This window comes from Gilliamella sp. B2969, assembly GCF_026536195.1.
In the GTDB taxonomy this organism is placed as follows: domain Bacteria; phylum Pseudomonadota; class Gammaproteobacteria; order Enterobacterales; family Orbaceae; genus Gilliamella.
This window is the reverse complement of sequence record NZ_JAFNOP010000002.1, coordinates 241327-254919: the sequence shown is the minus strand read 5'-3', so window position 1 is coordinate 254919 and position 13593 is coordinate 241327. Positions and strand designations below refer to the sequence as shown.

11 protein-coding genes and 4 pseudogenes are annotated in these 13593 nt (G+C 37.4%); 10 read left to right on the top strand and 5 right to left on the bottom strand.

Annotated elements, in window-relative coordinates; all coding sequences use genetic code 11:
- Position 1: 1 nt before the first annotated feature.
- The 8 genes from J3U66_RS02745 to J3U66_RS02710 all read left to right on the top strand — a co-directional run bounded on the left by J3U66_RS02745 (position 2) and on the right by J3U66_RS02710 (position 7789).
- On the top strand, positions 2–1276 hold the full coding sequence (locus tag J3U66_RS02745; protein ID WP_267347878.1) for an AAA family ATPase: 1275 nt from the start codon (positions 2–4) through the stop codon (positions 1274–1276).
- A gap of 142 nt (positions 1277–1418) precedes the next feature.
- Positions 1419–1655, top strand: a complete 237-nt coding sequence (locus J3U66_RS02740) for a hypothetical protein (protein ID WP_267347876.1) — start codon at positions 1419–1421, stop codon at positions 1653–1655.
- A gap of 549 nt (positions 1656–2204) precedes the next feature.
- Positions 2205–2774, top strand: coding sequence for a hypothetical protein (locus J3U66_RS02735; protein WP_267347874.1), 570 nt, complete (start codon positions 2205–2207; stop codon positions 2772–2774).
- Positions 2771–3568: a hypothetical protein gene (locus J3U66_RS02730; RefSeq protein ID WP_267347873.1), complete on the top strand. Its 798-nt coding sequence runs from the start codon at positions 2771–2773 to the stop codon at positions 3566–3568. The genes J3U66_RS02735 and J3U66_RS02730 overlap by 4 nt, the downstream gene beginning before the upstream one ends.
- Positions 3569–3577: 9 nt before the next feature.
- Complete coding sequence (locus tag J3U66_RS02725) at positions 3578–4348, top strand: TIGR03759 family integrating conjugative element protein (RefSeq protein ID WP_267347872.1); 771 nt, start codon at positions 3578–3580, stop codon at positions 4346–4348.
- Entirely contained in the window at positions 4348–4872 is a 525-nt protein-coding gene (locus J3U66_RS02720; RefSeq protein ID WP_267359829.1) for a PFL_4695 family integrating conjugative element protein, read from the top strand. The genes J3U66_RS02725 and J3U66_RS02720 overlap by 1 nt, the downstream gene beginning before the upstream one ends.
- Positions 4873–4910: 38 nt before the next feature.
- A complete protein-coding gene (gene traD, locus J3U66_RS02715; RefSeq protein WP_267347871.1) occupies positions 4911–7085 on the top strand; it encodes a type IV conjugative transfer system coupling protein TraD in 2175 nt (724 codons plus the stop codon).
- Between the two features lie 5 nt (positions 7086–7090).
- Positions 7091–7789, top strand: a complete 699-nt coding sequence (locus J3U66_RS02710; protein ID WP_267347869.1) for a TIGR03747 family integrating conjugative element membrane protein — start codon at positions 7091–7093, stop codon at positions 7787–7789.
- Between the two features lie 68 nt (positions 7790–7857).
- Here J3U66_RS02710 and J3U66_RS02705 read toward each other — a convergent pair.
- Together J3U66_RS02705 and J3U66_RS02695 are read right to left on the bottom strand one after the other, a co-directional pair.
- Positions 7858–9255: pseudogene (locus tag J3U66_RS02705) on the bottom strand (Tn3-like element Tn3 family transposase); the annotation flags it as partial.
- A gap of 111 nt (positions 9256–9366) precedes the next feature.
- Positions 9367–9762, bottom strand: a pseudogene (locus tag J3U66_RS02695) (helix-turn-helix domain-containing protein); the annotation flags it as partial.
- A gap of 87 nt (positions 9763–9849) precedes the next feature.
- On the opposite strand from J3U66_RS02695, the gene tetC reads away from it, so the two are divergent.
- Positions 9850–10443, top strand: coding sequence for a tetracyline resistance-associated transcriptional repressor TetC (gene tetC / locus J3U66_RS02690; protein WP_000428546.1), 594 nt, complete (start codon positions 9850–9852; stop codon positions 10441–10443).
- 112 nt (positions 10444–10555) lie between these two features.
- On the opposite strand, the gene tet(B) is transcribed toward tetC, so the two are convergent.
- Positions 10556–11761 (bottom strand): tetracycline efflux MFS transporter Tet(B), encoded by a 1206-nt coding sequence (gene tet(B) / locus J3U66_RS02685; RefSeq protein ID WP_001089072.1) that lies wholly within the window; start codon positions 11759–11761, stop codon positions 10556–10558.
- An 81-nt stretch (positions 11762–11842) separates the two neighbouring features.
- On the opposite strand from tet(B), the gene tetR(B) reads away from it, so the two are divergent.
- Positions 11843–12466 carry a tetracycline resistance transcriptional repressor TetR(B) gene (gene tetR(B) / locus J3U66_RS02680; RefSeq protein WP_000088605.1) on the top strand — a complete coding sequence of 208 codons (624 nt, stop codon included), beginning with the start codon at positions 11843–11845 and terminating at the stop codon, positions 12464–12466.
- Here tetR(B) and J3U66_RS02675 read toward each other — a convergent pair.
- A pseudogene (locus J3U66_RS02675) lies at positions 12444–12806 on the bottom strand (transcriptional regulator); the annotation flags it as partial. The gene tetR(B) and the pseudogene J3U66_RS02675 sit on opposite strands and share 23 nt — an antisense overlap.
- Positions 12772–13593 (bottom strand): annotated as a pseudogene (locus J3U66_RS02670) (DUF4158 domain-containing protein); the annotation flags it as partial. The pseudogenes J3U66_RS02675 and J3U66_RS02670, both read right to left, overlap by 35 nt.

The following is a 13593-nucleotide window of genomic DNA, read 5'->3' as shown; positions in this document are numbered from 1 at the left end:
TATGAGCGTTAAATCTAAAACACTAAAAAAAATACCAATGTGGCAACACGCCATTGATTTACATAAAAGTCTTTATCCAGAAGATTTTGGTGTCCTCGTAAAAGATGCAGATTATTTTCGTAAAATCAGCGATATTCTCATTAATCGACGTAAAAATAAAATTTGTAGCCTTCTTGATATAGAGCGATTGCCATCTCCCTTAATGTCATCAAATGCTTTACCTGTTGTTATAAAAACAGGTAAAGGGCGACGTCTTATGTTTAATGATGCATCGGGTTTTTTTAGAATTAAACTTAATAATGAGCATACAGTTCATATTTTACGCTCTGTATTGAACTCTAAAGTATCAATTGAATACACAATTGGTACAGAGAAAGCATTGTTATTATTACATGATATTTGTGATACAGGAACAAAGAAGATCATAAGAAATTTACCCAAAAAAGGTGTGTGGGAAATATCTTACTATAATAATTCAGCTTGCTACTGGAGAGTTCAACCAAAAACATTAGAAGAATTTAAACGATTTTCTAATCATCCAAGATATAAAATTTTAGAGGATGATTTTAACCAATTTTTTACTGAAATTGATCTTTATACCCGTTATGGTCAATCCGGTATGAGAAAAGTGTTGTTAACTGGACCTCCTGGCACTGGAAAAACCACTATCGCTAAAGCTTTATCTGTTATTCATAGAAATGATGTTGTGGTTATTTATGCCACGGGAGATAGTTTTTTCTTAGCTTGTGAAGAGGCAGCAAAAAAACAAAGACCAGCACTAATTATTGCCGAGGAAATTGATGAATTATATAAAGCCAATGCTTCAGTACTTAGTTTTTTGGATGGTAGTCTAACACCAAGGAATAAAGCTGGTACATATGTTATATTTTCAACTAACTATCCTAAAAGAATTGACCCTCGAATAAGTAAACGACCTGGTAGAATTGATAAAATTATTTCTGTTAGCGCATTTAGAAGTAAAGCTGCAGCTGAGTGCGCCAAAATGTATCTTCCGCAAGATTGCTATATCAGTGATAAAGACTTAGGGGATGCATTAGATAGAACAACTCCAGCCGAAATTAAAGAGATTATTAATGTGGCTTTAGGGATGATAAGAGTGACTAAAGATGATTTAACAGGAGAATCTCTCATTAAAGCCCGAAACTATCTGAGTAAGTCATTAAAAAATGCGATAGAGGAATGTGATGATGATTCGGATGTTCGAAATGAAATTTATGAGCGTAATGGACCACAGTTGGATTATTCGGACTATTAATATAAAGATTAATTCAATCAGATTTGATATTAGATTTATGAGTTTGATTTTTTATTTTTCTCATTAGTTTTATTTATTATTTACATTGACTTTTGCTAAGTTTAATATAACGTCTTAAACCAATTAGAGAGTAAAATGATCTATGAAACAAAAAAAATCAAATATTCATCGGATTCATCCGAATGACTTTGATAATTATGAAGATTTTGATTTTTGTCGTGCTTGTGCGATCTTACAATATCAAATAGAACTGCAAATTACTGAGATTTTTAGTCAAGTTGAAAATGGTGAGACAGTAATGATATGGGATACTAAAGGTGATCCTGAATTATTTCGTGATATGCAAAAGGCAGTGAAAAATCTAGAGAGAAACCCATAAAATATACGGATGATTGTAACAACTCTGTGTAAGTTACAACATATGCATAAAAACCGATAGGGCTTTATGTTTATCAGAGTTTATTTGATTCACTTTTCAATTTTTTAAATGTATACAATAAAGAACTCAGTTCAGGGTAAATACCATTGTAGCAGGAAAAACAGTGGTATTTACCTTGTTTGTTCTATAATGACTAATAACAACACCAAAACTGAATGGTAAAAAATCAGTAGCCCTTAGTGCGTTAACGCGTGCCAAATAAGACTGTTTAGAAACAGACTTATTTATTCGGTTCAACTCAGCTTACTTAATAGCGAATCGAAAATGTGTATGAAATTGCATGATTTTTGAGGGGAAAGTGCATTTCGTCACTTTTATTGAGTTATCTTCAATTCTAATTATATTAATTATATATATACAAAAAAACAAGAAGCCCATTTTGATAAATGGGTTTTTTGTTATACTCAGAATTGATTTATTTGTTTACTCATCCATGATTGCATTTTACCTTTCTACTTTCTACACATTATATATCTAAGGGTAAATACAATGAAAATCGCTATCTCTATGCTAGCATTACTTCCAATATTTGTATTAATGGGATGTACAAATAACTCTAAAACTATTGCCTCTAAAACTAAAATAGAATCTAAGTCTACCCAAGTTTTGCAGACAGATCGATATACCATTGTTGAACTAGACGATCCAACTCATAAATATGTATTAGAGCAAATTATAAATATTTCACTACCTAAAAATTTAAACTTAACGGTTAAAGATGGAATGGAATATGTGTTAAACCAATCGGGCTATTCTCTTTGCACTAACTCAGATATCAATATTCTTTATGAAAGTACTTTACCCAAGGTTCAATATAAAATTGGACCAATTTCATTAAATGATGCTCTATATGTTATGGCTGGGCCTGCTTGGAATTTAGTTGTTGACGATGTAGAACGAGAGATCTGCTTTCAACTAAAAAAGGGATATTTTCGAAAACAACAACCTATATCCTCAGTTAAACAAGAACCTCAACTTGATACCTATAAAGTCCCACCGAAAATAATAGAAACAAAAGATTCTAAAAATACTATTGATATTAGAGGAAGTAAAAAATGAAGGATACGTTAGTAAATAAATTAAATATAAACGGACCAGTTACTATAACTAAAAAAATGGTAATTATGATATGTGGTGTATTTGCAATTTTTTTTACATTAATAGCGATAACGTTGTTTTTATCTCTCAATAACTATGATAATTATCAATTAATATCCAATAGCTACAACGAATTATTGGAAAAAGTAAACACAAATAATGTAAGTGTAAATAATATCAATGCATTAGAAAAAAAATTAAGTGAAATTCAATTAGAGCAAAAAAAAATCAATGTAGATTATGATAATTTGAATACACGCTCTGCACGTAGTCAACAGGATATAATGTCATTACAACTAATTCTAAATGATCAAAATCTCGATAGCAAATTAGATAATCTTGAAACAGCTATAACAAATATTGAAATTGAATTAGACGCAGTTAAAAATGTTCAAAAAATGCAACAAGAATCATTAGATGGTATTGCTACATCTTTCGAACAGTTTAAACAACAAATCATCCAAAAAATCACAATGATGCTATCAAATAATAATAAATCAACAGATACAACACGAAAAAATACAGAGAATAAAGCAGCAAGTTTAATAAATTTCAAATATCAATTGTCTAGCATTGAATTTAGATCAGGTGAGTTAGTGGCTGTATTTCTACCTAAAGATGCTACATCTTTATCATCGTTAAAATTTGTAAATGAAGGTGATCAGCTAGATTCTTGGAAAGTTGCAAAAATTGATAAGAATTCGGTGAAATTAATAAATAGTAAGCAACAAGCTTATACTCTAACGATAGATTAAGGTGTAAATATGATACTAAAAAAACAAATATGCTTGTTATTGCTATTAAGTTTTATTTCTTGGAATTTATTAGCTAATTCTCACCTAGTTTCTAAGAATACCGATTCCACTGAATCTGAATCAGTTGAAAAATTTGATAAGGAATCTAGGAATACGCAAGATGAGAAAATTAAAGAAAAAGCATCTTTTTGGGGATTAACAGTTACAGAATGGCAAAAATATGAAAACCTTATTAATGAAAAAGGGCGACGATATTGGTCTCCTAATCTTGATCCTCTAACAACTCTTGGCGTTGAATCTGAAACAGAAGAAGAACGAGAACATTACGCAAAACTTCTCGTAAAAAAAGAATTTGAACGTACTGCTAAAGAACTTGAATTTCAACGAATTTATAATCGTATGTTTAAGCAACTTTATCCAAACACATTACCCATCGAACTGGATGATAATCCTAATTTTGTCGCACCTCTAAATTATGAGGGGGAACGAATAGTTTTATTTATCGATGTTAATGATAATGTCAGGGGAGAAATATTATTAGGTAAAGCATTGAAAACTAACAAGGAAATTGATATTTATTTGTTGAATACCAAACATGATGATCTAGCGGTCCAAAAGTGGGCCAACCTAAATCATCTTCCTCTTGATAGAGTAAAGAGTGGTGAAATTACATTAAATCACAATAATGGTCAATGGGAACACTTAGGAAAAAATACCTTGCCTATTTTGATACAAAATCAAGATGGTAAGTGGAGACAAATTGAATTGGGTGATTTGTAATGTTTATATTCAAAAGAGCATTGAGTTTAATTTTTATCATTTCTATAACTACTACACATTCTGCAATGGCTGATTTGAATGTTATTAGGGACTATGGCGGGAATTCAATGGGAATATATTATGATATGTTAGATCCTCAAGATGAATATAGCAAACAGCAACAGCAGTTTTTAGCTCCAGAAAACATGAAAATTGATGAAGGAACATATTTACCTGTCCACAGCGAAAAACTTTCTGTAGGTAGGTTTGAGTCTTATCAAGTTGATTATCCCACATTAAATCCTTTTATCATTTTAGGTGCTGATGATCTTTCAATTGAGTGGTTAAAAGCAAGAAATAATGATCTAGAAGCGATTGATGGGTTAGTGGGGGTCGCCGTCAACATAAATGATGTCAATCAGCTTAAAATGTTAAAATCTATTACTAAAATCCCTATATATGCCATGCCTGGTGATGAGTTAGCAGAGAAGTTTCAATTAACACTATATCCTGCTTTAGTTACAGCAACAAGCGTTGAACAATAAGTTTTTCCTAGATGTTAACATAATATAAATATTAAATCATGAGTAATGAACACGGTATTGAAACGATATTCAGACCTGCCTCTGAAATGTATAGTGCAGTTACATCTATCATTTGTGCATGGATCTGTCTTTTTGCACCATGGGCAGTAGCATTATCATCCTCTGTTAATATTGGTGTTGCAGGGGCATTTCTTCTGTTTGGCATTTATCGAGCTAGGCAAGGTATAAAAATTATTCGTTATAAACGTAATATAAAACGTTTACCGTTTTATTCTCTGACAAGTGAACAAATCCCTGTTAGCCAAAAATTTCTTTTTCTGGGAAGAGGGTTTAAATGGGAGCAAAAACACTTACAAAGAATTATCTTATGTCGGCGAGAAGAATATAAACGTTTTGTTCAACCATCACCTATATATAGGGCTGCTAGACAATTGGAACAAAAGCATGAAAAAAGCCTTATAGCAAAGTGTACTAGTTCAAATCGTTGGTTTAATCCATTGAAACCATTACCACCAGTTGGCGGAAACCCATTCTTACATGGTGTTGAAATTGATGAGATTGATATTATGATGCCATTTGTGGATAGAGGAGGTCATACATTAGTACTGGGAACAACAGGTGTCGGAAAAACAAGACTGTTAGAAGTACTTGTTACACAAGATATAGCTAGAGGTGATCCTGTTATTGTTATTGATCCTAAAGGAGATGCTGACGTATTAATAAGAATGTATGCTGAAGCAAAACGAAACGGCAGATTAGACGAGTTTTATGTATTTCATTTGGGTTATCCAGAAATATCGGCTAGGTATAATGCTATTGGTCGTTTTAGTCGAATTACTGAAGTTGCACAACGGGTTTCGGCTCCACTGGCAGGAGAGGGGAACAGTGCAGCATTTAAAGAGTTTGCTTGGCGATTTGTTAATATTGTTACCAAAGCTTTAATTGAGTTGGGTCGTCGACCAGATTATATACAAATCAATCGTTATACAAACAATATGGATGTTTTATTTTTAGAATATGCTCAGCACTATTTTGAAAAACATGATCCGAAAGCATGGATTACTATTAGCGAAATGGCAACAAAAATTAATGACAAGAATGTTTCACTAGCAATGCGAGGAAGAGATAAATTTGTCGTAGCACTTTATGACTATATAGCTGCTAAAAAAATTCGTGATGATGTTCTTGAAGGTTTGCGTTCAGCAATTCAATACGATAAAACATACTTTGATAAAATTGTTGCTTCATTAATGCCATTTTTAGAGAAGTTGACAACAGGAAAAACTGCACAATTATTAGCCCCCGACTACTTGGATATCAATGATGAACGACCAATTTTTGATTGGGAGCAAGTTATTCGGAAAAAAGGAATTGTCTATATTGGACTTGATGCGCTGTCAGATGCGGTGGTTGGATCTGCGGTTGGAAACTCAATGCTAGCAGATCTGGTATCAATAGCTGGATATATTTATAAATATGGTGTTGATGATGGGTTACCGGGCGAGAATAGATCTAAAATCAATGTGTGTTTACATACTGATGAAGTAAATGAAATTATGGGAGATGAGTTTATTCCACTTGTGAACAAAGCCCGAGGGGCAGGAATAAATGTTACTGCATACACTCAAACGATTTCAGATATTGAGGTTAAAGTGGGGAGTGCCGCAAAAGCAGGGCAAGTGCAAGGTAATTTCAATAATATAATTATGCTACGAGTTCGTGAAACTAAAACAGCAGAACTTATTACGTCACAGCTTCCTAAAGTTGATATTTATAAAAATACGGTAGTATCAGGTGCAAGCGATACACCGAGTCCTGATACAAAAACAGATTTTACTTCGAGCACTCAAGACAGAATTAGCACTGAGTCAATGCCATTACTAGAGCCGTCAGAACTAATACAGTTGCCTAGAGGTCAAGCATTTGTCCTGACTAACGGAGGGGTTTTATATAAAGTTCGCATGCCGCTTCCGTCTAAAGAGCAAGATATTATGATGCCCGATTCCATCAATACACTTTCTAAAGAAATGGCCAAAAGTTATTCAACGGGTGAAAACTGGTGGTTAAGTTCACATTCAGCATGGGAAAAGTCTGAAATAGATAATGATTCAGAAATTAATTGTTCTCAGGAAAATGAATTACCAGTTCATTTAGCATTGGACATTGATGATGATGAAAAAGCTTTTTTACATACTTTAAATTCGGATAAATAAGAATCATGGCTAATATTGAAAAATCGGACACTAATTCGAATACAACAAGAAAAAAAGGATTTATTGTCTCTATAATTTCTACCCTTTTTTTTTCACTTCTTATAAGCATTGTAATTGAATGTATTGGTATAACATTTTTTTGGCCAGAACTAGGTGATAGTCATAGTAAAGAAATGCTTAATACTGAGTTTGGTTACTTGACTAAAGACTTTGTTGATAGTTTTATTTTGTCTGAGCCTTTAGTTTTTGCAGAAAATATTATTACTAATGCATATCAATTTATTGCTATCAAAACTGGATTAATTGAAATAATAGATGGAACAGTGAACGATGAGAGTTCTATTATATATAAATATATTAATTCAGTAGGCGTTTACGTGAAAGCCATTATTAATGTTATATTGGTTTTTTTGGTTCGCTTAGTTATTTTGATTCTTTCAATACCTATTTTCATACTTGCATCTATTGTTGGTTGCGTCGATGGGCTTGTTCGGCGAGACATTCGAAGGTTTGGAGCGGGTCGTGAATCAAGTTTTCTATATTATCATTCTAAAGCGTGGATAAAGCCCATGTTAATTTTATCATGGCTTATCTATTTATCAGTTCCTTTCTCAATCCATCCCAATACGATATTTATACCGATGGCTTTTTTATTTGGTCTAAGTATTAGCATTACATTTGGTTCATTTAAGAAATATTTGTAAGCGGGGTCTGACGCTCAGTGGAACGAAAACTCACGTTAAGCAACGTTTTCTGCCTCTGACGCCTCTTTTAATGGTCTCAGATGTCCTTTGGTCACCAGTTCTGCCAGCGTGAAGGAATAATGGCCGAGCATATTGATATGTCCGTGGCAAAGCGGGGAGAGGCGTGCGATATCTTCATCATTCAGTGTTTCACCCTGCGCCCGGAGATGATCCAGGGCTGCCTGCATATAAATAGTGTTCCATAACACGACGGCGTTAGTGACCAGCCCCAGTGCGCCCAGTTGATCTTCCTGACCGTCGGTATATCGTTTTCTTATCTCACCTTTTTGACCGTGACAGATGGCTCTGGCAACGGCATGGCGACTTTCTCCCCGATTAAGCTGGGTCAGAATGCGCCGGCGGTAATCTTCATCATCAATATAATTAAGCAGATACAGCGTTTTGTTGATGCGCCCCACTTCAATGATTGCCTGAGTCAGTCCGGAAGGACGTTCACTTTTCAGCAATGAACGGACCAGCACTGAAGCCTGTACTTTGCCCAGCTTCAGGGAGCCAGCGGTCCGGATCATTTCGTCCCACTGAAGGACTATTTTTCGGGGATCTGATTGCCCTCTGGCAATATCATTCAGCACGCCATAGTCGGCATCATGGTCCATTCGCCAGAAAACCGAAGCACCGGCATCAGCCAGGCGTGGAGAAAACTGGTATCCCAGCAGCCAGAAAAGGCCAAAGACAAGTTCGCTGGCACCTGCTGTATCGGTCATAATTTCGGTTGGATTCAGCCCGGTCTCCTGTTCCAGAAGACCTTCCAGCACAAAGATAGAGTCCCTCAGCGTCCCCGGTATAACGATGCCATGAAAGCCGGAATACTGATCGGACACAAAGTTGTACCAGGTGATCCCTCTGTTATTACCAAAGTATTTGCGGTTCGGTCCGGCATTGATTGTTCTGACTGGCGTAACAAAGCGCATTCCATCTGCAGATGCCACTTCTCCTCCACCCCATATCTGTGCCAGTGGCAGCGTTGCCTGAAAATCAACCAGTCTGGCATTAGCGCTGGTGATAGTTTCAGCCCGCAGATAGTTCGCTTTTGTCCAGTTCAGCCGGTGTCGGGTCAGTGCAGGAACATTTGATCTGATCAGTGGTTCCAGACCGATATTGCAGGCTTCAGCCATCAGCACGGCGCTGATGCTGACGGGCAGATCATCAACTCTGGCACTGGCTTCACTAGCATGGAAAAACTCATCAGCAAATCCGGTATGGGCGTTAATTTCGAGCAGCAACTCCGTTAAATCCACCGGAGGGAGTAGATCACTGATCATTTTGCTCAGTCGTTTCAGACTGTCCGGCTCATCAAGACTGGCGAGGGGAGAAATTGTCAACCGGGGCTTCGGGCCAGAAACATCGAGTTCGACAGCCTCATTTTCGCAAAGACGTGCAGCAACCTGTCTGTAACGACTATCAAGCTAAGGGAAGACTTACTCGTGGCTGCAACCCTACTAGCTCAAAATTTATTCACACATGGTTACGCTTTGGGGAAATTATGAGGGGATCTCTCAGTGCATTGCCTCCAATTCCCATAATTTATTACGCCGATAATAACTTGGTGTAACCTTAAAAATGTACTTAAATCGACGTGTAAAAGATTGTTGGGAATCAAATTGATATTTTAATGCGATCTCAAGGATAGTTTTTTTCGTCAACCTCAACTCAACAGCCGCTTTCGTCAAACGACGAGCACGAATATAGCTAGCCAGTGTGACCCCTGTTACTTTTTTGAACAGCCGCTGAAAATACCACTTGGTATAACCCGCTTTATTCGCCACATCATCAAGCAGTAAAGACTGATCTAAATTATGTTCAATCCATAATAGAACATCTTTGATAACCGTTGTATGAAACTGCTTATCATCATATCTTAATTGGATGTTATTAGCTTTATTTTGATAGCGAGAATGCTGTTCAATATACATAAAATAACCTAAATGTTCTTAAGATTGTCACGACCACATCATCATGATACCATAAACATACTGACGGTATGTTATTTTAAATCTATCATGGAAAATAAAAATCATCAACAAGAAAATTTTAAGAGTACCTATCAATCACTGGTTAACTCAGCACGAATATTGTTTGTTGAAAAAGGCTATCAAGCTGTTTCAATAGATGAGATCTCGGGAAAAGCGTTGGTGACCAAAGGTGCCTTTTATCATCACTTTAAAAATAAAAAACAATTACTCAGTGCCTGTTATAAGCAGCAATTAATTATGATTGATGCCTACATCACAACAAAAACTGATTTAACAAATGGTTGGTCTGCCTTAGAAAGTATATTTGAACATTATCTTGATTATATTATTGATAATAATAAAAACCTTATCCCTATCCAAGAAGTGATGCCTATCATTGGTTGGAATGAACTTGAAAAAATTAGCCTTGAATACATTACTGGTAAGGTAAACGCCATTGTCAGCAAATTGATCCAAGAGAACCAACTTAAAGCTTATGATGATGATGTGCTTAAAAACTTACTCAATGGCTGGTTTATGCATATCGCAATACATGCGAAAAACCTAAAAGAGCTTGCCGATAAAAAAGGCCAATTTATTGCTATTTACCGCGGCTTTTTATTGAGCTTGAAAGATAAATAAAATAGATAGGTTTTATTTGAAGCTAAATCTTCTTTATCGTAAAAAATGCCCTCTTGGGTTATCAAGAGGGTCATTATATTTCGCGGAATAACATCATTTGGTGACGAAATAACTAAGCACTTGTCTCCTGTTTACTCCCCTGAGCTTGAGGGGTTAACATGAAGGTCATCGATAGCAGGATAATAATACAGTAAAACGCTAAACCAATAATCCAAATCCAGCCATCCCAAATTGGTAGTGAATGATTATAAATAACAGCAAACAGTAATGGGCCAATAACACCGGTTGCATTGGTAAGGCTCACCAATAATCCCTGTAAAGCACCTTGCTGATGACTCTTTGTTTGGATAGACATCACTCCCTGTAATGCAGGTAAAGCGATCCCACCACCAGCCAATAAAATTAAAACAGGGAAAACTAACCAACCTTCAGATATAAACGCTAAAAAGGCAAATGCACTACTATCTGCAATAAATCCGAGCAGTACTGCCGTTTTTTCGCCCCATTTAGTGGCTATTCTTCCTGCCACAAAGGCTTGGAATACTGAGTGTAAAAGACCAAGACCCGCTAATGAAAAGCCAACCATCATGCTATTCCATCCAAAACGATTTTCGGTAAATAGCACCCACACCGTTGCGGGAATTTGGCCTATCAATTGCGCTGAAAAATAAATAATCAACAAAATGGGCATCGTTTTAAATAAAGTGATGTATACCGAATTCGATTGCGTCTCAACCCCTACTTCGGTATCTGTATTATCACGTGTATTTTTGGTTTCACGGAACCAAAACATAACCACAAGGAAAGTGACAATATTTAGCAACGCAGCGATAAAAAAGGGACTATGCGGTGAAATCTCTCCTGCAAAACCACCAATAATAGGCCCCGCTATTAAACCAAGCCCAAAACTTGCCCCTAACCAACCGAACCACTTCACGCGTTGAGAAGCTGAGGTGGTATCGGCAATGACCGATGCCGCGACAGCCCCAGTAGCTCCTGTGATCCCTGAAAGCAAACGGCCTAAATACAGCATCCAAAGCGCACTTGAAAAAGCCAGCAATAAGTAATCCAGCGATGCGCCTATTAATGACAACAACAGCACTGGGCGCCGACCAAATCGGTCAGACATTTTTCCAAGCCAAGGAGCAAAGATAACCTGCATTAACGCATAAAGTGCAAGCAATACGCCAAAGTGGTTAGCGATATCTTCCGAAGCAATAAATTCACGTAATAACGTTGGCAAGACTGGCATGATAAGGCCAATCCCCATGGCATCGAGTAACGTAATTACCAATGCGATCTTTGTCGAACTATTCATTTCACTTTTCTCTATCACTGATAGGGAGTGGTAAAATAACTCTATCAATGATAGAGTGTCAACAAAAATTAGGAATTAATGATGTCTAGATTAGATAAAAGTAAAGTGATTAACAGCGCATTAGAGCTGCTTAATGAGGTCGGAATCGAAGGTTTAACAACCCGTAAACTCGCCCAGAAGCTAGGTGTAGAGCAGCCTACATTGTATTGGCATGTAAAAAATAAGCGGGCTTTGCTCGACGCCTTAGCCATTGAGATGTTAGATAGGCACCATACTCACTTTTGCCCTTTAGAAGGGGAAAGCTGGCAAGATTTTTTACGTAATAACGCTAAAAGTTTTAGATGTGCTTTACTAAGTCATCGCGATGGAGCAAAAGTACATTTAGGTACACGGCCTACAGAAAAACAGTATGAAACTCTCGAAAATCAATTAGCCTTTTTATGCCAACAAGGTTTTTCACTAGAGAATGCATTATATGCACTCAGCGCTGTGGGGCATTTTACTTTAGGTTGCGTATTGGAAGATCAAGAGCATCAAGTCGCTAAAGAAGAAAGGGAAACACCTACTACTGATAGTATGCCGCCATTATTACGACAAGCTATCGAATTATTTGATCACCAAGGTGCAGAGCCAGCCTTCTTATTCGGCCTTGAATTGATCATATGCGGATTAGAAAAACAACTTAAATGTGAAAGTGGGTCTTAAAAGCAGCATAACCTTTTTCCGTGATGGTAACTTCACGGTAACCAAGATGTCGAGTTAACCACCCTTTAGATTCATAAAGCGAAAATAATGCGGCTCCAACGTACCCACCTAAATGGAAACGGCGTTCACTCCAATCTAAACACGCACAACAGATTTTACGTGAATGTTTGGAAGGAACGTCAATTCCCATTTCATGAAAATATTGAATACCACTTAATGTGATCATTGAACCATTTTCAGTGATCCATTGCTGTTGACAAAGGGAATCATAGATCTTAACGGCAACTTCGCCAGCTAAATGATCATAGCAAGTACGTGCTTTTCGTAAATGCACTGGCGAGCGCCAATGCAGATTTATCCAGATCCTTCAGCGAGCGGAGCCGTTTTTTCTGCCCAATCTTTCTGGCGTCACGGATGATAACGGCCAGCATGGCGTCCAGAACGTCCAATGCATCATCCAGCGCCAGCGTTTCCCATGCAAGGACAAAGGCAACCAGAACCGCCATCCTTTTCTGCGGTGACATCCTGGCAATATTGAACACCGAAGTCATACCAGCATAACGTGCGAGATTTTTCAGGCGCACAGCCGGGAGTGTACTCAGGTTTTCAGCATGCAGGCCAAAATCGTTCAGAGTTTTCCAGCGTTCAATTGCTTCATTAAACGCCGGACCACTGATGGTCACAGGGCCCTTTTTCAGTGATTCCAGTAAAGACAGGCGGCTGCAATCAGTTGGCCCCAGCAGCATCTCCAGCTGTGAACGCTGTTCGGCTGACGGTATCAGTGCCAGTTTGTTCCACAGGCGCAACGTCGCCTTTTCCCTTACCTCTGAAATCAACCGGGTCAGCGTAGTGGCTCCGGGGAGAATAATACGATGTTGCATAAGCCACCCTGTCGCCAGATCGAAAAGCAGGCCAGGACGTTCGTTGCTTATCCAGCTCCGGGTATATAAAAGACGGGTAAGGCGAAATGTCCAGGGCCAGGCAAATTCACGATACTGATAGTGCTGACGTATCAGCGCTGCATGCTCACGGCGGGTATTTTCCCTCTGACCGTATTCTGCAAGAACGGTGATATCACGAATCCCGAGCTGTCTGGCGGTAAAATGCCGGACGCCGGAAGGAATATG